23 protein-coding genes are annotated in these 21,490 nt (G+C 72.2%); 11 read left to right on the plus strand and 12 right to left on the minus strand.

Going from position 1 to position 21,490, the window contains the following annotated elements; translation table 11 throughout:
• Positions 1–6: 6 nt before the first annotated feature.
• Positions 7–1,041 carry a hydrogenase expression protein HypE gene (locus FAF44_RS15035; RefSeq protein WP_237103762.1) on the minus strand — a complete coding sequence of 345 codons (1,035 nt, stop codon included), beginning with the start codon at positions 1,039–1,041 and terminating at the stop codon, positions 7–9.
• A 230-nt stretch (positions 1,042–1,271) separates the two neighbouring features.
• On the opposite strand from FAF44_RS15035, the gene FAF44_RS15040 reads away from it, so the two are divergent.
• A complete protein-coding gene (locus tag FAF44_RS15040) occupies positions 1,272–1,694 on the plus strand; it encodes a hypothetical protein (protein ID WP_237103763.1) in 423 nt (140 codons plus the stop codon).
• Here FAF44_RS15040 and FAF44_RS15045 read toward each other — a convergent pair.
• The 6 genes from FAF44_RS15045 to FAF44_RS15070 all read right to left on the minus strand — a co-directional run bounded on the left by FAF44_RS15045 (position 1,681) and on the right by FAF44_RS15070 (position 5,443).
• The gene (locus tag FAF44_RS15045; RefSeq protein WP_237103764.1) at positions 1,681–2,370 is read right to left on the minus strand and encodes a nucleoside/nucleotide kinase family protein; all 690 of its coding nucleotides are present in this window, start codon (positions 2,368–2,370) and stop codon (positions 1,681–1,683) included. The two genes, FAF44_RS15040 and FAF44_RS15045, sit on opposite strands and share 14 nt — an antisense overlap.
• Before the next feature lie 89 nt (positions 2,371–2,459).
• On the minus strand, positions 2,460–3,437 hold the full coding sequence (locus tag FAF44_RS15050) for a nucleoside hydrolase (protein ID WP_237103765.1): 978 nt from the start codon (positions 3,435–3,437) through the stop codon (positions 2,460–2,462).
• Positions 3,434–3,613 carry a hypothetical protein gene (locus FAF44_RS15055; RefSeq protein ID WP_308193328.1) on the minus strand — a complete coding sequence of 60 codons (180 nt, stop codon included), beginning with the start codon at positions 3,611–3,613 and terminating at the stop codon, positions 3,434–3,436. Before FAF44_RS15055 ends, FAF44_RS15050 begins: the two co-directional genes overlap by 4 nt.
• A gap of 162 nt (positions 3,614–3,775) precedes the next feature.
• Positions 3,776–3,994: a hypothetical protein gene (locus FAF44_RS15060; RefSeq protein WP_237103766.1), complete on the minus strand. Its 219-nt coding sequence runs from the start codon at positions 3,992–3,994 to the stop codon at positions 3,776–3,778.
• A 64-nt stretch (positions 3,995–4,058) separates the two neighbouring features.
• The gene (locus tag FAF44_RS15065; RefSeq protein ID WP_237103767.1) at positions 4,059–5,252 is read right to left on the minus strand and encodes a cytochrome P450; all 1,194 of its coding nucleotides are present in this window, start codon (positions 5,250–5,252) and stop codon (positions 4,059–4,061) included.
• Positions 5,249–5,443 (minus strand): ferredoxin, encoded by a 195-nt coding sequence (locus tag FAF44_RS15070; protein WP_237103768.1) that lies wholly within the window; start codon positions 5,441–5,443, stop codon positions 5,249–5,251. The genes FAF44_RS15065 and FAF44_RS15070 overlap by 4 nt, the downstream gene beginning before the upstream one ends.
• A 250-nt stretch (positions 5,444–5,693) precedes the next feature.
• Between FAF44_RS15070 and FAF44_RS15075 the strand changes: the two genes are divergently transcribed.
• Positions 5,694–6,905, plus strand: a complete 1,212-nt coding sequence (locus FAF44_RS15075; protein WP_237103769.1) for a cytochrome P450 — start codon at positions 5,694–5,696, stop codon at positions 6,903–6,905.
• 16 nt (positions 6,906–6,921) lie between these two features.
• Here the strand turns inward: FAF44_RS15075 and FAF44_RS15080 are convergent, their stop codons facing one another.
• The gene (locus FAF44_RS15080) at positions 6,922–7,479 is read right to left on the minus strand and encodes a TetR/AcrR family transcriptional regulator (protein ID WP_237103770.1); all 558 of its coding nucleotides are present in this window, start codon (positions 7,477–7,479) and stop codon (positions 6,922–6,924) included.
• A 114-nt stretch (positions 7,480–7,593) separates the two neighbouring features.
• Between FAF44_RS15080 and argG the strand changes: the two genes are divergently transcribed.
• The 3 genes from argG (at position 7,594) to FAF44_RS15095 (ending at position 10,612) form a co-directional block, all read left to right on the plus strand.
• Positions 7,594–9,045 (plus strand): argininosuccinate synthase, encoded by a 1,452-nt coding sequence (gene argG / locus FAF44_RS15085; RefSeq protein ID WP_237103771.1) that lies wholly within the window; start codon positions 7,594–7,596, stop codon positions 9,043–9,045.
• Between the two features lie 244 nt (positions 9,046–9,289).
• Positions 9,290–10,099, plus strand: coding sequence for an SAM-dependent methyltransferase (locus FAF44_RS15090; RefSeq protein ID WP_237103772.1), 810 nt, complete (start codon positions 9,290–9,292; stop codon positions 10,097–10,099).
• An 84-nt stretch (positions 10,100–10,183) separates the two neighbouring features.
• Positions 10,184–10,612, plus strand: coding sequence for an ATP-binding protein (locus tag FAF44_RS15095; protein ID WP_237103773.1), 429 nt, complete (start codon positions 10,184–10,186; stop codon positions 10,610–10,612).
• Between the two features lie 86 nt (positions 10,613–10,698).
• Here the strand turns inward: FAF44_RS15095 and FAF44_RS15100 are convergent, their stop codons facing one another.
• Positions 10,699–11,214, minus strand: coding sequence for a MarR family winged helix-turn-helix transcriptional regulator (locus FAF44_RS15100; protein ID WP_237103774.1), 516 nt, complete (start codon positions 11,212–11,214; stop codon positions 10,699–10,701).
• 75 nt (positions 11,215–11,289) lie between these two features.
• Between FAF44_RS15100 and FAF44_RS15105 the strand changes: the two genes are divergently transcribed.
• From FAF44_RS15105 to FAF44_RS15125, 5 genes are all read left to right on the plus strand, one after another.
• Positions 11,290–12,459 carry a flavin-dependent oxidoreductase gene (locus FAF44_RS15105; protein ID WP_237103775.1) on the plus strand — a complete coding sequence of 390 codons (1,170 nt, stop codon included), beginning with the start codon at positions 11,290–11,292 and terminating at the stop codon, positions 12,457–12,459.
• A complete protein-coding gene (locus FAF44_RS15110; RefSeq protein ID WP_237103805.1) occupies positions 12,459–12,908 on the plus strand; it encodes a DUF3237 domain-containing protein in 450 nt (149 codons plus the stop codon). The genes FAF44_RS15105 and FAF44_RS15110 overlap by 1 nt, the downstream gene beginning before the upstream one ends.
• Positions 12,909–12,926: 18 nt before the next feature.
• On the plus strand, positions 12,927–14,525 hold the full coding sequence (locus FAF44_RS15115; RefSeq protein WP_237103776.1) for a CocE/NonD family hydrolase: 1,599 nt from the start codon (positions 12,927–12,929) through the stop codon (positions 14,523–14,525).
• Between the two features lie 223 nt (positions 14,526–14,748).
• Positions 14,749–15,459, plus strand: coding sequence for a sulfotransferase (locus FAF44_RS15120; protein WP_237103777.1), 711 nt, complete (start codon positions 14,749–14,751; stop codon positions 15,457–15,459).
• Positions 15,456–16,634 (plus strand): glycosyltransferase family 4 protein, encoded by a 1,179-nt coding sequence (locus FAF44_RS15125; RefSeq protein WP_237103778.1) that lies wholly within the window; start codon positions 15,456–15,458, stop codon positions 16,632–16,634. The genes FAF44_RS15120 and FAF44_RS15125 overlap by 4 nt, the downstream gene beginning before the upstream one ends.
• A 43-nt stretch (positions 16,635–16,677) precedes the next feature.
• Here the strand turns inward: FAF44_RS15125 and FAF44_RS15130 are convergent, their stop codons facing one another.
• From FAF44_RS15130 to FAF44_RS15140, 3 genes are all read right to left on the minus strand, one after another.
• Entirely contained in the window at positions 16,678–18,060 is a 1,383-nt protein-coding gene (locus FAF44_RS15130) for a hypothetical protein (RefSeq protein ID WP_237103779.1), read from the minus strand.
• Between the two features lie 88 nt (positions 18,061–18,148).
• Complete coding sequence (locus FAF44_RS15135) at positions 18,149–18,865, minus strand: cation transporter (protein ID WP_237103780.1); 717 nt, start codon at positions 18,863–18,865, stop codon at positions 18,149–18,151.
• A complete protein-coding gene (locus FAF44_RS15140; RefSeq protein WP_237103781.1) occupies positions 18,862–19,299 on the minus strand; it encodes a metalloregulator ArsR/SmtB family transcription factor in 438 nt (145 codons plus the stop codon). Before FAF44_RS15140 ends, FAF44_RS15135 begins: the two co-directional genes overlap by 4 nt.
• Before the next feature lie 715 nt (positions 19,300–20,014).
• Between FAF44_RS15140 and FAF44_RS15145 the strand changes: the two genes are divergently transcribed.
• On the plus strand, positions 20,015–21,442 hold the full coding sequence (locus tag FAF44_RS15145) for a glycerophosphodiester phosphodiesterase family protein (RefSeq protein WP_237103782.1): 1,428 nt from the start codon (positions 20,015–20,017) through the stop codon (positions 21,440–21,442).
• The last annotated feature ends 48 nt before the right edge of the window (positions 21,443–21,490 follow it).

Genomic DNA, 21,490 nt, shown 5'->3' on the forward strand with positions numbered 1-21,490 from the left:
TTCCCCCTAGTTGCCCCAGCGCGGGTCGTACCCGCTGGTGAGTTTGCGGCCGTTGTGCCGCCACTTCGGCTCCTTGTTGGCCGCGTGGTTGGTGATGGAGCGCAGCCGGCGGATCAGCGAGCCGTAGGCGCTGCTCATCGCGGCCGACACCGATCCGCCGGGGGGTTCGTCCATGAACGGCATGAACTTGTCGGGGAAGCCGGGCATCGTGCAGGCGATGCAGACGCCGCCGACGTTCGGGCAGCCGCCGACCCCGTCCATCCAGCCGCGCTTGGTGACGTTGCAGTTGACCACCGGACCCCAGCAGCCGACGCGCACCAGGCACTTGGGCGAGTTGTAGTCGCGGGCGAAGTCGCCCTGCTCGTAGTAGCCCGCCCGGTCGCAGCCCTCGTGCACGGTCTTGCCGAACAGCCAGGTGGGACGGAGCATCTCGTCCAGCGGGATCGTCGGCGCCATGCCCGCCGCCTGGTAGAGCAGCCAGGTGAGCGTCTCCATGAAGTTGTCGGGCTGCACCGGGCAGCCGGGCACGTTGACGATCGGCAGCCCGCCGGCCGAGCGGAAGTCGCTGCCGAGGTAGTCGGCCAGGCCCATGGCGCCGGTCGGGTTGCCCGCCATCGCGTGGATGCCGCCGTAGGCGGCGCAGGTGCCGATCGCGACGACGGCCCACGCCTTGGGCGCCAGCCGGTCGATCCATTCGTTGACGGTGATCGGCTGGCCGGTCTCCGGGTCGCTGCCCATCGACGTCCAGAAGCCGTCGCCGTTGATCCGCTCGTTCGGGATCGAGCCCTCGACCACGAAGATGAACGGCCCCAGATCACCCTTGGCGGCCTGGTGGAAGGCGGCCATGAAGGCGTCGCCGGTGTCCTTGGCCAGCACCTTGTTGTGCAGGTGGACCTTGGGCAGGCCGGGCACGAGGCCCAGCAGCACGTCCTCGATGCTCGGCAGCGTGGCGGCGGTGACGGACACGGTGTCGCCGTCGCAGCTCATGCCCTCCGAGGTCCACAGGATGTGCACCTCGTCGAGCGCGGTGGATGTCGTCATGGCCAAACCCCCCGTACGGCCACTCAAGGTGATAACAGCTCACCTCTCCGTAACGGACATACCGCGCAACCGGCGTTCGCAAACAGGGTCATGGCATTCCGGACTCCTAACATCACGCCAGGCGAGGTTTTTGTGGCGAGAAGTGTCACGAGTGCCCACTTGCGCGACGGCGCGGGCACGGGCGGACACTCGAAGAGACCACACTCATCGCGGCCCGGGGGTGTTTCCCTGTGCAGGACGTGTTCGAGTCCCGTGAGTCCTGGCCTTTCGAGTGCCTGCGCTGCCTGTACGTGTGGGAGGAGGACTACGTCGTCCGCCACCTCACCGACGATCACGGCAACGAGGTCGAGACCTGGCTCGCCTCCGGCGTTCCCGTACAGCCGCCCTGGTCGGGCATGAGCTGCCCGGCGTGCGGCGCCTTCCACGTCACCTCGTTCCCCGCCGGCTATCTGGCCCGCCATCCCGAACTGGCCGCCGCACCCGACCCGGTGCCGCTGGCCAGGGTGCCGGTCATGCCCATCAAGGACATCGAGTTACCGGTCGTCCGGCAGCCGCTGCCGCGCCGCGTGATGATCGCCCTCGGGGTCCCGCTCATCGCCTTCGCGGGCTACGAGCTGTACCGGTACGTCCTGTCCCCCATCACTCACCACTAGCGGGCCGAGGGCAGGGCGACAGGGCCAGGGTGCCGACGTCCACGCGCAGGTCGGCGGAGGCGCGGGTGGCGCGGATGGCGACGGCGTTGGGCTCGTCCACCTCGGCGACCCAGCGGGCGGCCTGCTCGGGGCTCTTGCCGAAGCGCACGTGCCGCTCGGTGAGGCGGTCCAGGCGGACGCGGTCGTCGAGGTCGGCGTACCAGACCTCGGTCATGGCCGCGCGCACCTGCCGCCAGGGCTCGTCGCCGGACAGCAGGTAGTTGCCCTCGCTGACGACGACCCGGGCGTCCGGCGGCACCGCGATGGCCCCGGCGATCGGCTGCTCGATGTCGCGGTCGAAGGACGGGGCGTAGACGACGGAGCCGGTCTCGGCGCGGATACGGCGCAGCAGGGCGAGGTAGCCGTGGCCGTCGAAGGTGTCGATGGCGCCCTTGCGGCCCAGCCGCCCGAGGTGTTCGAGGGCGACGTCGGCCAGGTGGAAGCCGTCCATCGGCACCCAGACGGCGGGCAGCCCGGCGGCGGTCAGGGTCGCGGCCAGCCAGCCCGCCAGCGTGGACTTGCCCGCGCCGGGGCAGCCCGCGATGCCGATCACCACCCGCCCGCCGCCGGCGGCCAGCCCGCGCACCCGCTCGACCAGCTCGACGCCGCCGCTCACGACACCCTCCCGCTGACGCACACGAGCACCCTAACGCCGCTCACCGACCGCTCCCGCCCACGGCCGCGAGCGGGTTCGGTACGGAGGGAGTGCTCAAGGTCGTTCTTCGTTCAGATCGTCAGGATGGTGCGCAGGATGTCGTCCACGACCTGGGGGCCGTCCACGCCGACGCAGACGTGCACGTTGGGGTCCTGGCCGCGCAGCGGGACCGTCTGCCCGGCGGTCAGCTCGCCGGCCGTCTCCACGCCGACGGCCATGTCCGCGAACGAGGCCACGTCCGGGTCGGCGGCCACCGCCACGGCGAGCGGATCGTACAGCACGCACCCGTCAGCCCACTCGAACATGGGCGCGTCGAGGTAGGTGGCGCAGACGTCGGCCAGCATCGGGGCGATGCGCGAGGCCCCGCGGTCGATGCCCCGGATGGTCTCCTCGGACAGGACGAGGCCGGTGGCCGGGTTGGTGACGTCCAGGCTGATCATCGTGAGGTCGACGCCGGAGCGGAAGACGATGTCGGCGGCCCGCGGGTCGTACCAGATGTTGCACTCGGCGACGGAGGTGACGTTGCCGCGCCCGTAGCGGGACTCCAGGCCGAGCGCGCCGCCCATGAACACCACGGAGCGCAGCTTCGCGGCCACCTCGGGCTCCTTGAGCATGGCCATGGCCAGGTTCGTCTGCGGGCCGATCGCGACGACGGTCACCTCGCCGGGGTGGGTCAGCACGGTGTCCACGAGGAAGTCCACGGCGTGCTCCCGTACCGCCGCGGTGGCCAGGTCGGGCAGCTCGATCGTGCCGGGCTCGCCGCGCGCCCCCTGATACGCCTCGGCGAGCACGCCGGGCAGCGTGCCGTCCAGCCGGGTGCGCATGCCGACGGCCACCGGCACGTCGGAGCGCCCGGCCGCGGCCAGCACGGCGGCGGCCCCGCGCGCGCCCAGGGCGGGCGGGCAGTTGCCGAACACCGTGGTGACGCCGAGCAGCTCCAGCCGCGGATCGGCCAGCGCCAGCATGAGGGCGATCGGGTCGTCGGCGTCCGTGCCGCGGATGCCGACGCCCGGATCGGTGTCGAGGATGATCTTCCGGGGCGTGCTCATGCCCGTTCCTCCTTCGCGTTCGCCGCGCCCGTCATGATCGCGACGGCCTCCGGCATGGTGTGGTCGCGCGGCGTGGGCACGCAGCTCCCTGACGCCCCGAGCACCTGCTCGGGCTCCCTGACGCCGAGCGCCGCCGTGGGTTCGTCGAGCACCACGACCTCGCCGCCGAACGCCACCGCGCGGGCGACCGCGACAGCGGGGCGCCGGGGTGACGGTGCAGGACGCGCCGCACCGGCTGAGAGGGCATGAGCGGCCGCCGCCGGACCGTCTCGGCGGCCGTCATGCCGGCGGTTTCTGTCGTGGTCAGGTCGCGCTCCTCGTGACGGTGCTTTCGCGGCCTACCGGCACTCCTTCGCGCCTTCTGCCGAGCTGATGCCCTCGATACCGGCCACGAGCCCGTCAGTGACGAGCCGCACTCCGGTGTTGACGAAATCGAGCCCTTCCGAGGGGGCGGGGTTCACCCTGTCGCGCAGGTGCCTTCCGACTGCCGCCACTCCGGACCGGCCCATCTCGGCGGGGTACCGCTGCGCGACCGCCCCGAACGCGCCGGCGGTCATGGGCCGACCCGCTGTACACCGGCGCCGGACCGGATCGACGGCCTGATCCGGTCCGGCGCGAAGGTCACCAGGTGACGGGCAGCTCGTAGACCCCGTAGACCTGGCCGTCGTGCTTGAAGGGGATCTGCTCCAGCCCGGCCGCCAGGGCCAGGGTGGGGATGCGCCGGTAGAGGGTGCCGTACACGACCTGTAGCTCCAGCCGGGCCAGCGGCTGGCCGAGGCACTGGTGCACGCCGAAGCCGAAGGCCACGTGGCGGCGGGCGTCGCGGCCCAGGTCCAGCTCGTCGGGGTGGGGGAAGACCTCGGGGTCGCGGTTGCCGACGTCGTTGGCCAGGATGATGCCCTCGCCGGCGCGGATGACCTGGCCGGCGATCTCGATGTCCGCCTTCGCCACCCGGCGGCGTCCGCCGTGGGTGATGTTGAGGTAGCGCAGCAGCTCCTCCACCGCCCCCGCGACCACCTTGGGGTCGTCGCTCCCGCACAGCACCGCGAGCTGGTCGGGGTGCTGGAGCAGAGCGAGGGTGCCGAGCGCGATCATGTTCGCGGTGGTCTCGTGCCCGGCGACGAGCAGCAGCACGCCCATCTGGGCGGCCTGCTCGCGGGTCAGCTCGCCCGCCCTGACCCGCTCGGCCACCTTCGACAGCAGGTCGTCGCCCGGATGTTCGAGCTTGTCGCCCACGAGCCGGTCGAGGTAGTCGAGCAGCCGGCCGCCGGCGGCGGCCCGCTCCTCGGGCGGGGTGACCCGCCTGATGAGGATCCTGCTGTGGTCCTGGAAGAAGTCGTGGTCGGCGTACGGGACGCCGAGCAGCTCGCAGATCACCAGCGAGGGCACCGGCAGCGCGAACGCCTCGACCAGGTCCACCGGCTTCGGCCCGGCGAGCAGGTCGTCGATCAGGCGGTCCACGATCCGCTGCACGGCCGGGCGCATGCCCTCGACCCGCCGGACCGTGAACGCGGCCTGCACCATGCGGCGCTGGCGGGCGTGCTCGGGGTCGTCCATGAGGATGAAGCTCAGCGAGCCGTTGAGCCGGGGCGCCGACAGCGGGTAGCCGGGCCGGGTGACGTCGGCGCTGACCTGCGGGTGGCCCAGCAGCGCCCGCTGCTCGGCGTGGGTGGTGACCAGCCACGGGGTGCTGCCGTCCCACAGCCGCACGCGGGTCAGCGGCCCCTCCTTCTGCAGCGCCTGGATCGCGGGCGGCGGGTCGAACGGGCACCGCTCCGCCCGGACGCCCGGGAAGGCGGGCAGCGTGCCGGTCATCCGGCCACCTCGATCGCGCCCGCCGGGCAGACGGCGGCGGCCTCGCGGACCAGGGCGTGCTGCCCCTCGCCCGGCTCGGCCTCCAGCAGGAGCACGATGCCGTCCTCCTCGCGCTGGTCGAACACCTCCGGCGCGAGCAGCACGCACTGACCGGCGCCGCAGCACTTGTCCTCGTCGACGGTGACCTTCATCGAACCTCCTCGGAGGTGGGAGCGTCGCGGAAGGCGCTCACTGACATTCGCCATGACGCACTATGACCAGCATGGTCGGGCACAGCCAATCAGGCAGGTCAGCGTAAGTCAAGCAGTTGATTTAAATTTTGCCACGTCCCCTGCGGCAGCGCGGCCACCCATGCCGATCCGGTCGGCGAGCGCCCCGGGGAGCGGTTATCGTAACAACCGGACATCACTGTCCGGTTGGACCTTCCCCGATGCAGGAGGCATGGTGAGCAGCACCGATCAGCAGGTCCCGCACTACCCCTTCCCCGCGCCCGGCGCGCTGGAGCCGCCGGCGGAGTGGGCCGGGCTCCGCCAGGGCTGCCCCGTCGCGCCGATCAGGCTGGCCAGCGGCGACGAGGCGCTCCTGCTCACCCGGTACGCCGACGTCAAGCAGCTCATGTCGGACCCGCGCTTCACCCACCACCTCGTGGCCGAGGACGCCGCCAGCATCACCGCCAACGAGTCCGGCGGCGTGTTCGCCAGCGGCGGCACCAGCGTCGGGGGCGAGGCCCACCGGGAGTGGCGCAAGCTGATCGGCAAGGCGTTCACCGCCAAGCGCGTCTCGGCCATGCGGCCCGGCATCGAGGCGACGGCCGTCCGGCTGGTGGCGGAGATGATCGAGCGCGGCGCGCCCGCCGACCTGGTGCCCGCGCTCGGGTTCCCGCTGCCGGTGTGGGTGATCTGCGACCTGCTCGGGGTGCCCGACTCCGACCGCGACCGGTTCGCGTACTGGTCCGACACCATGCTGAGCCTGACCAGGTACACCCAGGAGGAGATCGACGCCGCCCAGGCCGAGTTCGCCGCGTACATGAGCGCGCACGTCGCGGCCAAGCGCGCCGAGCCCGGCGACGACCTGATCAGCGAGCTGATCTCGCTCGTCGGCGCGCTCGACGGCCGGGTCACCGAGGAGGTCATGACGATGACCGCCAAGGGCCTGCTGGTGGCCGGGCACGAGACCACCGCCAACATGATCGGCAAGATGGTCGCGATGTTGCTGGCCGACCGCTCGCGCTGGGAGCGACTGGTCGCCGACCGCTCGCTCATCCGCACGGCGGTCGAGGAGTGCCTGCGCCACGACGCCAACTTCGGCTTCGGCATCCCCCGCTACATCGGCCAGGACGTCGAGATCGGCGACACCACGCTGACCCGGGGCAGCACCGTCATCTGCAGCCTGTCCGCCGCCAACCGCGACGAGCGCGCCTTCGAGGACGCCGCCGAGATGGACCTGAGCCGCTCCCCCAACCCGCACCTGATCTTCGGCGCCGGCCCCTACGCGTGCCTCGGCCAGTCGCTGGCCCGCACCGAGTTGCAGACCGTGCTCAACGTGCTGCTGGAGCGCCTGCCCACGCTGGAGCTGGCCGTGCCGGCCGGGTCGCTCAGGCGTCGCGAGGGGCTCATCGTCGGAGGGCTGGAGGAGGTTCCGGTCCGCTGGTGAGCGGGCCGGCCCGCGCTCAGGGGTCGATGCCCCGGTGCAGCAGGCTCCACAGGCGCTCGGCGGTGGCGACCCGGTCGGCGGCCGGGACCCTGGACACGACTCCGGCGATCATGCCCACGGCGGTCATCAGGTCGTCCACCGTCAGGTCGGCACGCACGAGGCCGGCCAGGCGGGCCGCCGGGAGCCTGCTGTCCAGCAGCCCGGACACCCGCTCGCGCAGGGCGCGCAGGCGCGGGTCGGGGCGGGCCGGGACGCTGACCATGGCGATGAACGCGGTCGAGGCGACGGTCTGCTCGGTGATGAGCGCCAGCACGTCGGCGAGCGTGACGCCGGGAGCGGCGGCCCGGCTCTCCAGCTCGGCGACGCTGACCTCGAACACCGCCAGCGCGAGGCTGACGCGGTCGGGGAAGTGCCGGTAGAGGCTGCCCTGGCCGACCCCGGCCCGGCGGGCGACCGCGCTGAGCGGGGCATCGTAGCCGGCGGTGGCGAAGACCTCGCGAGCCGCCGTCACCAGGGCCGCGCGGTTCTCGGCGGCGGCACTCGGCCCCCGGTTGGGGCGACGCTCGGCGGGCATGGCGGCCATCGTAGCGACCGGACCACGTCGTCCGGCCGCTCCTTTCGCCCCGGCACGCCGATTCGGGGGGTGGAAATTGAATGGTCATGCATTCATGTGTATATACTTCTACTCGTGTCCAAGATGCTCACCTCCCTCCCCGTAGGCGAACGCGTCGGGATCGCCTTCTCCGGCGGCCTCGACACCTCCGTGGCCGTCGCGTGGATGCGCGACAAGGGTGCGGTGCCCTGCACCTACACCGCCGACATCGGCCAGTACGACGAGCCCGACATCGCCTCGGTGCCGGGCCGCGCGAGCGCGTACGGCGCCGAGATCGCCCGGCTGGTCGACTGCCGGGAGGCCCTCGTCGAGGAGGGCCTGGCGGCCCTGGCCTGCGGGGCGTTCCACATCCGCTCCGGCGGCCGCACCTATTTCAACACGACCCCGCTCGGCCGCGCGGTCACCGGCACGCTGCTGGTGCGCGCGATGCTCGACGACGGCGTGCTGATCTGGGGAGACGGCTCCACCTTCAAGGGCAACGACATCGAGCGGTTCTACCGCTACGGTCTGCTCGCCAACCCGTCCCTGCGCATCTACAAGCCGTGGCTGGACGCCGACTTCGTCAGCGAGCTCGGCGGGCGCAAGGAGATGTCGGAGTGGCTGCTCGCCCGTGACCTGCCCTACCGGGCCAGCACCGAGAAGGCGTACTCCACCGACGCCAACATCTGGGGCGCCACCCACGAGGCCAAGCGGCTCGAACACCTCGACGCCGGCATCGAGATCGTCGAGCCGATCATGGGCGTGCGGTTCTGGGACCCCGAGATCGAGATCCCGGCCGAGGACGTCACGATCGGGTTCGAGCGCGGCCGGCCGGTGACGATCAACGGCAAGGAGTTCGCCTCCGCCGTCGATCTGGTCCTGGAGGCCAACGCCATCGGCGGCCGGCACGGGCTGGGCATGTCCGACCAGGTGGAGAACCGCGTCATCGAGGCCAAGAGCCGGGGCATCTACGAGGCGCCGGGCATGGCGCTGCTGCACGCGGCCTACGAGCGGCTGGTCAACGCCATCCACAACGAGGACACCCTGGCCAGCTACCACGTCGAGGGGCGCAAGCTGGGCCGGCTGCTCTACGAGGGCCGCTGGCTCGACCCGCAGGCGCTGATGCTGCGCGAGTCGCTGCAGCGCTGGGTCGGCATGGCGGTCACCGGCGAGGTGACGCTGCGGCTGCGGCGCGGCGAAGACTACTCGGTCATCGACACGGCGGGGCCGGCGTTCAGCTATCACCCCGACAAGCTGTCGATGGAGCGCACCGAGGACGCCGCCTTCGGCCCGCTCGACCGCATCGGCCAGCTCACCATGCGCAACCTCGACATCGCCGACTCCCGCGCCAAGCTGGAGCAGTACGCCGGGCTCGGCATGGTCGGGCACGAGACGCTGTTGGGCCCGGCGCGGCAGGCCGCCACCGGGCTGATCGGCGCGATGCCCGAGGGCGGCGCCGAGGCGATCGCCACGCGCGGCGAGGACGTCGAGGTGCCCGACGACGACGAGCTGCTCGACCACGCCGCCATGGAGGCCGGCACCGACTGACCCATCGGTCACAGGATTCCCCGCGTTCTCTGCCGGGTATGTCCCGCCCGGCAGAGCTGCCTTGCCACCACGACGCAGCGGCCAAACATTTCCAAGACATCCGGTCTAGCGTGTTGTCATTGACTGGAATTGTTGGAACATATGGTTCGAGTCATCGAGTGAGGTCCAAAGATCGCTTACCCGGACAAAGGTGAGCGGCGAGGGGAAAGGGGCAACGCTCATGCACCAGCGGGCCGTCCGGAACTTGGCCAAGCTCGAGACCACGCAGGCCAGGATCACCCGGATCTTCGACGCGGCGGCCGGCGGGAAGAACCATTTCCTGGCCGACCGGGACACCGTCCGCCACTTCGACCAGGCTGCTCCCGCCCTCACCACGGCGGCCCGCGCGGTACTCGAGTTCCTCTCCCGGGTGATCCGTCACCTGGCCGCCGACGAAGGCGTGGAGCAGTACCTGATCGTGGGCAGCGGCATCCCCAGCGGGCCGTCGCCCCGGCACCACTTACACGACGTGGCCCACCAGGCGGCGGCGGGCCGGCCGCGCGTCCTGTACGTCGAGAGCAACCCGATGGTCGTCACCATGGCGCAGGCCACCATCGAACCCTTCACCGACCTGGTCCGCGTGGTGGAGGGCGACGTGCGCGAGATCGACGACGTGCTCGGCGACCACGTGGTCCGCACGTACATCGACTGGGACCGTCCGGTGGCCGTGCTGCTGCTGTCGGCCTACAGCCTCCACGACGACGAGTACGCCCACTACGTCGTCAAACGACTGCGCCACACCGCGCCGGCGGGCAGCTTCCTGGGCCTGCTGCACACCACGTTCGACGGCGTCCCGCCGGAGCTGTTGCCGGCCATCCGCGACCTGATCGCGATGACCCTGCCGCACCTCGCGATCCGGTCGAGGGACGAGGTCGCGGGTCTGCTGGAGGGGCTCGACCTGCTCTCCCCCGGGCTGGTGTGGGTGCCGGAGTGGCGCCCCGGCGCCGGCGACCTGGCCTGCCGCGAGCAGCCCAGCACGTCGGGCAACTACGGGGCCGTCGCCCGCATTCCCTGAGGAAACTTCTCCGCCGCGCATTCCCAAGTGTGAAGGCCAACGCTTATGGTTGGTGTGGGAGCGCTCCCAAATGCGAGAGACGTGATGCGTATGGCCCCCCACCTGGCCCCCCGAGCCGACTCCGCGCCGGCTACGCCGGCCCGCACGGTGGAGTACCTGCTGCCGTCCGTTCCCGCCGGTGTCGGCGAGACCCGCTCCCTGGTCCGGGCCGAACTCGGCCGCTGGGGCCTGACCCACGTCATCGACGACTGCCTGCTCATCGTCAGCGAACTCGTCACCAACGTCGTACGCCACGGCGGCTCGGCCTACACGCTGCGGCTGGAGGAACGCGAGGGCCGGCTGTGCGGCGAGGTGTTCGACCCGGGCGACGGCGTGCCCTTTCAACGCTCCCCCGGCGTCGAGTCGCTCTCGGGCCGGGGTCTGCAGATCGTCGGTGCCGTCGCCGCCGACTGGGGCGTCTCGACGGTGGACAACGGCAAGCTCGTCTGGTTCACGATCGACTGCGCCACCTGACCCCGAAGCCGGACGGCCCGCAGCCCGGACGGCCGCAGAGCCGCCCCCGGCCCGTCTGAGCGGCCCGATCCGTCTGAGCGGATCGTTCACAGGGCCGGGCGCGCGCGCAGGATGCGCGTGAGCAGCGCGGTCAGATACTCGCGCTCGCCCTCCCCGAGCGGCGCGAACCACTCCTCCTCCCGCAGGGCCTGCTCGGCGAACGCCGCGCGCACGGCCTCCTGCCCCGCCTCCGTCAGCGCGACCACCACCGCGCGGCCGTCGCCCGGCACCGGCAGGCGCTCGACCAGGCCGCCCCGCTCCAGCGTGTTGACCGCGTTCGTGACGGCCGAGCGCGACATGGCCGAGATCTCGGCGAGCCGGACCGGCTGGGTGGGGCCCAGCAGCCACAGCTTGAACATCAGCCGGAACCCGGGCAGCGTCCACCCGCGCGGCCGGTGGATGCGCGTCTCCAGGTCGGTCACGAGCAGGTAGGCGAGCTGGAGCAGGTGGTAGGCCAGCGAGAACGCCTCGGGGTCGGCCGGTGGCGGCATGGCGGCCAGCCGGTCCCGCGCGTACGCGCCGTACTCGAGGTCGGGCGGGAGGCTCTGGCCGGCTGGGTTCACGGGGTCAAGTCTTGCGCAGGCGGACGCGTACCCGGGATATTGTTTCGGCCATAACAATCTCCCCGGGGAGGATCCGTGCGCATCGTCATCGCCGGAGCCGGCATCGGCGGGCTGACCGCCGCGCTCAGCCTGCACGCGGCCGGGTTCGCGGACGTGACCGTGCACGAGGCCGTCCGCGAGCTCAGGCCGCTCGGCGTCGGCATCAACCTGCTGCCCCACGCCGTGCGGGAGCTGACCGAACTGGGCCTGGCCGACCGGCTGGCCGCCATCGGCGTGGCCACCGCCGAACTGGCCTACTTCAACCGCTACGGCGCCCCGATCTGGTCCGAGCCGCGCGGGCTCGGCGCGGGCTACGCCTGGCCGCAGTACTCCGTGCACCGGGGCCGCCTGCAGATGCTGCTGCTGGAGACGGTGCTCGACCGGCTCGGCCCGGACGCCGTGCGCACCGGCAGCCGGATCACCGGCCCCGGCACGGAGGACCTGCTGATCGGCGCGGACGGCATCAACTCGGCCGTACGCGCGCACCTGTACCCGGGCGAGGGCCCGCCGCCCTGGAACGGCCTGGTGCTGTGGCGCGGCACCACATACGGCGAGCCGTTCCTGACCGGCCGGTCCATGATCATGGCCGGGGACGGGACGCGGAAGTTCGTCGCGTACCCGATCGAGACCGGCGGGCGCACCCTGATCAACTGGATCGCCGAGCGCCCGCTCGACGGCCGGGCCCCGGAGCGCGGCGACTGGAACCGTCCCGCCGACCCGGTCGAGGTCGCCGGGCACTTCGCGGGCTGGCGCTTCGACTGGCTGGACGTGCCGGGGCTGATCGCCGGCGCCGCGAGCGCGTACGAGTACCCGATGGTGGACCGCGACCCGCTGCCCCGCTGGACGGAGGGGAACCGCACGCTGCTCGGCGACGCCGCGCACGCCATGTATCCGATCGGCTCGAACGGCGCGTCCCAGGCCGTCATCGACGCGCGGGTGCTGGCGTGGGCGCTGGCCCGCGGCGACCTGGCGGCGTACGAGCGGCTGCGCCGTCCGGCCACGACGGCGCTGCAGCGGTCGAACCGCGAGATGGGCCCGGAGGTCGTGCTGAAGCTGGCCCACGAGCGGGCGCCCGGCGGGTTCGACGACATCGAGCAGGTCATCCCGTACGCGGAGCGGGCCGAGATCGCCGCCTCCTACAAGCGCACGGCCGGCTTCGACCCGGTCGCGCTGAGCGAGCGCCCCTCCTGGAGCGTCACCACGTGATGCACCTCGAACCGCTGGCCGCCTTCCATGTCGAACTCGACCCGATCCTCGACCTCGGCGACTCCCCGTGGGGCCGCCGCCGCGTGATCAACATCGTCGGCGGCTCCTTCGACGGGCCCCGCCTGTCGGGCGTGGTGCTGCCCGGCGGCGCGGACTGGCAGGTCGTGCACGCCGACGGCGCGTGCAGCATCGACACCCGGTACACGCTGCGCACCCACGACGGGGCGCTGCTCTACATCTCCACCAGCGGGGTGCGGCACGGCCCGCCGGAGGTGCTCGACCGGCTCGCGCGGGGCGAGGAGGTGGACCCGGCGGAGTACTACTTCCGGCTGTTCTGCCGCTTCGAGACCGGCGACCGGCGTTACCTGTGGCTCAACCGTACGCTGGCCGTGGCCTCGGCGGCGCGCGCCGCCTCCGCCGTCCGCTACGACGCCTACACCCTCACCTGAGCGAGCCTGGAGGCCCCGATGCCGGAACTCAACCGTCCGCCCATGCGCGTCACCGTCGAGTACGACACCCCGATGCCGATGCGCGACGGCACCGTGCTGCGCGGTTCGGTGCACCGCCGCGCGGAGGGCGGGCCGTACCCGGCGCTGCTGGCGCGCTCCCCGTACGGGGAGGGGGCGATGCGGATGATCCCCGTGACCGCGGCGCTGGAGGCCGGGTTCGCGGTGGTGCTGCAGCACTGCCGGGGGCGCGGCAACAGCGACGGCGAGTTCCGGCCGTGGCTGGACGAGGGCGACGACGGCCACGACACGATCGCCTGGATCACCTCGCAGCCGTGGTCGAACGGCGAGGTCGTGATGAGCGGCATGTCGTACCTGGCGGGGTGCGCGCTCCAGGCGGCGGCCACCCGCCCGCCGGGGCTGACGGCGGTGGTGGCGTCCATGACGCCGCACGACTTCCACGACGGCCTGAAGTACCACGGCGGGGCGTTCGCGCTGGGCTCGGCGCTGAACTGGGGCGCGATGCAGGCAGCGCTCGGGCTGATGCACGCCGCGCAGGCGGGCGAGGACACCGGGGCGGCGTTCGGCGCGCTGCTGCCGGTCCTGACCGACCAGGCGAGCGCGGTGCGGACGCTGCCGCTGGACGCCGTCCCTGGCATCCCGTGGTGGCACGACTGGATCTCGCACCCCGAGCGCGACGCGTACTGGCAGGACCTGGCCGAGACGCTGCGGCACGACCGCGTCGAGGTGCCGGTGATGCACGTGGCGGGCTGGTTCGACCTGTTCCTGCGGGGGACGCTGGAGAACCACCGCCGCCTGGGCGGCCCGCTGGTCGTCGGGCCCTGGTCGCACCTGACCTCGGGCTCGTCCGGCACCGGGCGGCTGGACTTCGGGTTCGCCGCCTCGGCGCAGGCGACGGGGCTCGAACAGCGGCAGCTCGCCTTCCTCCAGGGCCGCGACACCGGGCCGGCCGTGCGCATCTTCGTGATGGGCGACGACGTGTGGCGCGACGAGGAGTCGTGGCCGCTCGCCCGTGCCGTCGAGACCCGCTACCACCTGCACTCCGACGGCCTGCTGTCGCCCGAGCCGCCCGTCTCCCCCGAGCCGGCCGTCTTCGTCTTCGACCCCCGCGACCCCGTGCCCACCACCGGCGGCCCGACCCTGCTGCCCGACCCCACGAACGCGGGCCCGCAGGACCAGCGCGACGTGGAGCGCCGCCCCGACGTGCTCTGCTACACCTCCGACGTGCTCGGCGCCGACCTGGAGGTGACCGGCCCGGTGTCGGTGACGCTGCGTGCCGAGACCTCGGCCGCGGCCACGGACTGGACGGCCAAGCTGGTGGACGTCCACCCCGACGGGCGGGCGATGAGCGTGATCGACGGCATCGTGCGCACCTCGACGCCGTCCGGGACGTACACGGTCGATCTGGTCGCCACCAGCCAGGTCTTCAAGGCGGGTCACCGCGTCCGGGTGGAGATCTCCAGTTCGAACTTCCCGCGCTTCGACCGCAACCCCGGAACGGGCGGTCCGGCGGCGTTCGCCACGGCGGCTGATTTGGTCGTCCAGAATCAACGGATCTTTCCCGACTCCTACCTCACGCTGCCGGTGGTTCCGCGTTAAGCCACCGTTCTCGTTCAGGCAATTTCCAGGTACGCCAGGTAGCCTCCAGGTCATGAAGTGGCAGCGCACGATCAACGGAGCGCTGGCCAGGTACACCGGATTCCAGTTCAACCGAGTAGGAAAAGCAGGGCAAGCGGCTACGACGAAGGCGCCGGAAAAGGTTGCGGTCAAAAGACCAGAAACGCCTTTCCGGCCGCCGGCGGATCCCAAGACCGATCGCCTCGTGCAGGCTCCGGTCTTCATCATCTCGCCGGTTCGATCGGGCTCGACGCTGCTGCGGGCGATGCTCAACGCTCACCCGGACCTGCACGCTCCCCACGAGCTGCACGTACGCCGGTTGAGAGTGGAATTCGATACCTCGCTGGCGGAAAAGGCCATGGAGGCACTCGGCCACGACCGGGCCGACCTCGAACACCTGCTGTGGGACCGCGTGCTCCATCGCGAGCTGGTACGCAGCGGCAAGAAGTACATCGTCGAGAAGACGCCCGCCAACGCGTTCGCCTACGAGCGGCTGTCCGCGTGCTGGCCACAGGCGCGGTTCGTGTTCCTGCTGCGCCACCCCGCCTCGATCGCGTCGTCCTGGCACGAGGCCAGCCCCGGCAAGCGCACCCCCGACGAGGCCGCCGCCGACGCGCTGCGGTACATGAAGGCCGTGCAGCGGGCGCGCAAGGCCCTGCCCGGCCTGACCGTCCGCTACGAGGAGCTGACCGCCGACCCCGAGAAGATCGGCCGGGGCATCTGCGAGTTCCTCACGGTGCCCTGGGCGCCCGAACTGCTCTCCTACGGCACGCCCGACGTCGTCACCAAGGGCCTGGGCGACTGGAAGGACAAGATCCGCTCGGGAACGGTACAACGCGGTCGCGAACTGCCCGGCCCCGACCAGATCCCTGACGCGCTGAAGGACATGTGCAGGACCTGGGAGTACCTGACGTGAAGATCCGCTACATGCTCCTGCACGCCTACGGCATGGGCGGCACCATCCGCACCGTGGTCAACCAGGCCAACGCCATGGCCGAGGCGGGCCACGACGTCGAGATCGTCAGCGTGGTCCGGCGCAGGGACGAGCCGCAGTTCGCCATCGACCCCCGCGTGCGGCTGTCGACGCTGGTGGACCAGCGCGACGGGATCGTCCCCGACTCCCTGGCGCGCAAGGTGTGGCGCCGGGCCCGCGGCAAGATCGTCCCGTACGGCGAGTTCGCCGCCGAGTACTTCACCGAGCGCGTCGAGGGCGCGGTCATCGACTACGTCTCCAGCCTGCGCGACGGCATCCTCGTCACCACCCGCCCCGCGCTCAACCTGGCCTCGGCCCGCCGCGCCACCTCCGGCGTGATCCGCGTCGCCCAGGAGCACATGAACCTGGCCTCCTACCACGAGGCCGTGCGCGAGCAGATCGTCCGCCACTACGGCGCGTTCGACACCATCGCCGTGCTGACCGAGACCAGCCGCCGCGAGTACCGCAAGGTGCTGAAGAGCACGCCGGTGGTGCGCATCCCCAACGCGGTGCACATGGAGGAGCGCAAGCACTCCGACCAGAGCGGCAAGATCGTGATCGCCGTGGGGAGGCTGGTGCCGCAGAAGGGGTTCGACATGCTGATCCCCGCCTTCGGCGCCACCGCGGAGGAGCACCCGGAGTGGAAGCTGCGCATCTTCGGCACCGGGCCGTCCAAGGAGAAGCTGCAGAAGCGCATCGACGAGGGCGGCTTCGGCGACCGCATCAAGCTGATGGGCCGCAGCAACCGCATCCACGAGGAGCTGGCCAAATCCTCGGTGTACGTGCTCAGCTCCCGCATCGAGGGCCTGCCGATGGCGATGATCGAGGCGATGGGCCACGCGCTGCCGATCGTCGCCTTCGACTGCCCCACCGGGCCCGCCGACGTGCTGACCCCCGGCAAGGACGGCCTGCTGGTGCCGGCACGCAACGTCCCCGCGCTGACCGAGGCGCTCGGCCGGGCGATGGGCGATCGTGAGCTGCGGCTGCGCATGGGTGCCGTCGCCGCCGAGACCGCCTACGGCTACACGCCGCACGTCGTGATGCCGCTCTGGGAGAAACTGTTCACGGCGCTGTCCAACGGCGAGCCGATCGGCGACGACCTGCGGGCCACGCGCTGACGAGTCGCGGCGGGTGACCGGGTCCCCCGCCGCGAGCGGCCGTTCATTCGATGGCGGCGCCGTGAGTGGTGGGCGCGGTGGCCGGGATGACGGCGCGGTACTTGCCCCCCGCGCCCTGCCGCGGCGGCTCGGCCGCGCGCCCGACGCTGACGTGCCCGAGCCCATGGCGGACCAGCAGCTCACCCAGCCGCGTCTCGATCCGCCGCCACAGGACGTCGGGATCGACGCCGGGAGCGGGACGCATCCGGACGCGCAACGCGTCCGGCCCGCTCTGGACGATCTGGAACAGCTCCAGACCGGGCACCGCCTCCAGCAGCGTGGCCAACGGCAGCGGGGCGAGGGTGACCGGATCGCCGCCGGGGCGCGGGAAGGTGAGCAGGTCGGCGGCGCGGCCCTGAACGCGGACGGCCGGGCCGGGGTCACCGCAGGGGCAGGCGTCCGGCCGGACCACGACGGCGTCGCCGAGGTCGTAGCGCAGGATCGGCTGGACGCGGTTGGCCAGGTTGGTCAGCAACACGGTGTGGGAGCCCTGACCGGGCGGCACCGGCCGGTACCGCTCGTCGACGGGTTCGAGCACGGCCCAGTCGGCGTTGAGGTGCATCCAGTTCTCCGAGCAGCCGTAACTGAGGAAGGGGCACTCGTTGCAGGCGTAGCTGGTGCGCACCTTCGCTCCCAGCGCGGCGGCGATGCGCGCGTACTCCGGGGCGGGCAGACCCTCGGCGCTGAGCACCACCAGCGCGGGGCGGGCGCGCAGCCGTCCCGCCTCGGCCGCGCCGGCCAGCAGCGCGCCGACACTCGCGTACGGCGCCAGCACCGCCGGGCGGAACGCGTCGAGCTGGGCGACCAGCTCGTCCAGCGGCTGCTGCACGCTCAGCACGGCGACCCGGCGGCGGCCACGCAGCCGGGCAGCCGCCACGGTGGAGGCGAAATGCCCGCCGGCCGGTGCCACCAGCGCCATCCGCCCGCCACCGCGCGCGATGCGCGCCACGTCCCGCACGCTCAGCCAGCCGAGCAGCATCCGGGCCAGCATCGCGCCGGTCACCTCGGCCGAGCGGGCGTCCTGGAGGAAGATGCCGTGCGTGCCGGTGGTGCCGGAGGTGGTGGTCAGCGTGTAACGGCCGGCGAACGGCTGCCCGATGCGGGCCGGGTCGTCGGCGAACGCGCGGGCCGCCTCGAAGGTGACGGCGGGGTCGGTGACCCAGTCGTCGAAGGCGGCCATCAGCTCGCTCTTGCGGGTGACCGGCAGGGCGGTCAGCTCGGCCTCGGCCGGGAGGTCCCGGTACAGGCGCCGGTAGTAGGGCGAGCGGGCGCGGGCCCAGGCGACCAGTTCGGCCAGCCGCGTGCGCTGCCGGGCGGCCATCGCCCGCTCGCCGCCCTTCTTGGCCCGTCGGGCGTCGGCCAGGAGCCGCAACGTCGAGACCTTCATCGCCGGTGGCGTCCTTCCTCGCGGCCTGCGCCGCCGGTGCTGGGTGTGCTGGGTCAGTCGGAGGGCGGCCGGGGGGGAGGCACGCGGGTCAATGCGACGCTTCGGCCGCGGTTCCTGCGGCCGTGGCGGCCTGGCAGCAGCCGTCGGCGCCGTCTTTTCCGCACGCCGCCTCGGTCCGGCCCGCCGCACCCATGAGCGGGGGCGGGCAGCAGGCGTTCCCGCGCCAGGCGTCGCGGCCCTCCTTGACCGCGACGGCGGCGATGACCAGGGCGGCGATCGGGTCGGCCCAGGACCAGCCGAACAGGCTGTTGAGCGCCAGGCCCACCAGCAGCACGCCGGACAGGTAGGTGCACAGCAGCGTCTGCCGGGAGTCGGCCACCACCGAGGCGGAGCCGAGCTCGCGGCCCGCGCGGCGCTGTGCGTACGACAGGAACGGCATGACGGCCAGGCTCAGGGCCGCCAGGATCAGGCCGGGCGTGGAGTGCCCGGCCTCACCGGCGCCGAGCAGGGCGCGGACGGCGTCGAAGGTGACGTAGGCGGCCAGGGCGAAGAACGAGACGGCGATGACGCGTAGCGCGGTCCGCTCGCGGCGTTCGTGGTCGGCCGCGGAGAACTGCCAGGCCACCGCCGCGGCTGAGGCGACCTCGACGATCGAGTCGAGGCCGAACCCGATCAGCGCCGCGGAGGAGGCGACGGTCCCGGCGGTGACGGCCACGACCGCCTCGATCACGTTGTACGTGATGGTGGCGGCGACCAGCAGCCGGATGCGGCGCTGCAGCAGTGCCCGCCGGTCCGGGGCGGTCATGACACGCTCTCTCCGGCGATCGCGCCCGCCTGCTCGGTGGGCCGGGTGGCGGCCGGGCCGGGCGGGGAGGCGGGCCGGGTGCCGTGGGCCGGGCAGAGCGCCACGGCGTGGCCGGTGGCGGCCAGCAGGTGCTCGGCCGCGGCCAGCAGGTCCATCAGCTCGGGCCGGGTCAGGGAGTAGAAGGACTGGCGGCCTTCGGCGCGGTAGTCGACCAGGTCGCAGTCGCGCAGGCAGGCCAGATGCTTGGACACGGTGGACTGGGCCATTCCCAGCTCCGCGGTGAGGTCCACCACCCGGGCCTCGCCGCGGGCGAGCCGCTGCACGATGCGCAGCCGGGTCTCATCGGCCAGGGAGTGGAACAGCGCCGCCGCCGGGGAGACGCCGGCCGCGATGTCGGCGCTGACGCACCGGCCGGCAGCAGAATCAATCGCCATATGACGATGATAGCCCGATTCCTTGATGTATTGGCAAGGGGACGCGCCACACCCGGCATTCATGATCCGGACGCCGCCCGATCCCGCCGCCATCGGACGAACCCGCATCCGGTGGCCCGCCGGATCGCCACCGACCCCGCCGCGCCGACACCCGCCCTGGTCCACCGGCCTGCTGGAGGAGCTGGCACCCGCCCAGAACGCCGGCCACACCACCGGCCGCCTCGACTTCCCGACCGCCCCCGACCGCCGGACGGCACACACCGCGCTCTTGGCGATGCCTTCGACCATGCCATCGCCGGGCAGATGCTCTCAGGCGCGCCCCAGGTTTCTGGCCTCCCCGGGGGGACCGGGGAGGCCGGGGGTCACGAGTTGCAGCCGCAACTGCAGCTACTGGCACACGAGCAGGACGACCCGTGTCCGCATGAGCAGGCTTTAGCCTTCTTCATCGTCATATCGGATACCTTGCACGGAACATCGCCCCCTGAACTCTCCGGAAAGCGACAAACACCGAGCCCTCACGGCAGCAAGGTGCCGCCCTCACGGCGGTGGCAGGCGGCGAGCCGGTGGCCGGGCACGGCGTCGGCCGCCCCGTGGGCCCCGGGCGTCGCAGGGCTCGCTCGGTGGCCGGCCGTCCGTCGCAAGATCACCGTTGCTTGCCGCACCGTCTGCCCTGTGTTCATGATGACGACATGTCCCCCTTAAAGGGTTTCTGTCCATGATTCGGAAGTTTCGCCGCGGCCTGACCGCCGCCGGCCTGGCCGCCTCGCTGGCGACCGCCGTCGCCCTCTCCGCGCTCCCCCCGGCCTCGGCGGCAGCCGCGGAAGCGGGTAACGTCCCGGACTCGTTCCAGCGTCTGCACGAGCGGCTGCTGCGGCACGGACCCAAGGCCCCGCTCATGATCGCCGCCCACCGCGGCCAGTGGCGCGACGCCCCCGAGAACTCCCTCGCCGCGATCGAGGCCGCCATCGCGGACGGCGCCGAGATCGTCGAGATCGACGTGCGTCCCACCAGTGACGGCCACCTCGTGCTCATGCACGACGACACCGTCAACCGCACCACCGGCGGCACCGGCAAGGTCTCCGACCTGACCCTCGACCAGATCAGGTCGCTCCGGCTCAAGCAGGGGCTGGGCGGCGCCCAGGCCGCGCTCACCGAGCACACCGTGCCGACCTTCGAGGAGGTGATGCGCGTGGTCGAGGGCCGGGCACTGGTGAACCTGGACAAGGGCTGGCCCGTCCGCGAGCAGATGTACGAGGTGCTGAAGCGGACCGGCACCGTGGACCACGGCCTGTTCAAGGGCTCCCCCACGGTGGAGGAGGCCGCCGCCTTCATGGCGAAGGACCCCGAGATCCTCTACATGCACATCATCGACGACGCCACCGCCGGCGTGGCCGGCACCTTCCCCGGCCGCCGGCCGGTCGCGTACGAGGTGGTCTTCGACCGGACCGATGACCCGCAGGTCGCGCCCGAGACGCTGGAGAAGATCGCGCGGCACAGCCGGATCTGGATCAACAGCATGTGGTACGGCCTGGCCGCCCGGTACACCGACGAGGCGTCCCTGCGCGACGAGAACCTCGGCTGGCGCACGCTCGTCGGAACGTACGGGGCCAACATGATCCAGACCGACAACGTCGAAGCCCTGGACTACTGGCGGGACGGCGGCGACCTGTCCCGTTACGGCCGTCAGCCGGGCCACCGCACGGTCCGCGTCGAGGCCGAGGACTACGCGCCCGGCGGCGAGGGCGTCGGCTACCACGACCTCGACCCGAACCGCTGCGCCGTGGCCCGCCCCGACGAGGGGGTGGACATCTGCGACCTCGAAGGCGCGATCGCGGTGAACTGGATCCGCGGCGGCGAGTGGCTCAAGTACCGCTTCGAGGTCAGGAAGGCCGGCCTGTACCAGGTCTCGGCCCGCGTCTCCTCGCCGTACTCGCCGGCGGGCACCGTCGTGCTCGACTGGGGCACGGGCGCCGGCACGTCCGCGCGGATCGCCAACACGACCAGCCACGACGCGATGACGCTCCAGCCGCTGGAACGCCGCCGCCTCGCCAAGGGCACGCACGAGCTGGTGCTGCGCATGCCCGAGGACGCCTACCAGAACTTCAACCTCGACCACCTGCAGTTCGACCTGATCGGCCGCTGACCCCGGCCGCCGGCCGGGGCCCGTCCGGCAGAGCCCCGGTCGTCACGG

The organism is Nonomuraea sp. MG754425, assembly GCF_021699195.1.
Taxonomy (GTDB): domain Bacteria; phylum Actinomycetota; class Actinomycetes; order Streptosporangiales; family Streptosporangiaceae; genus Nonomuraea.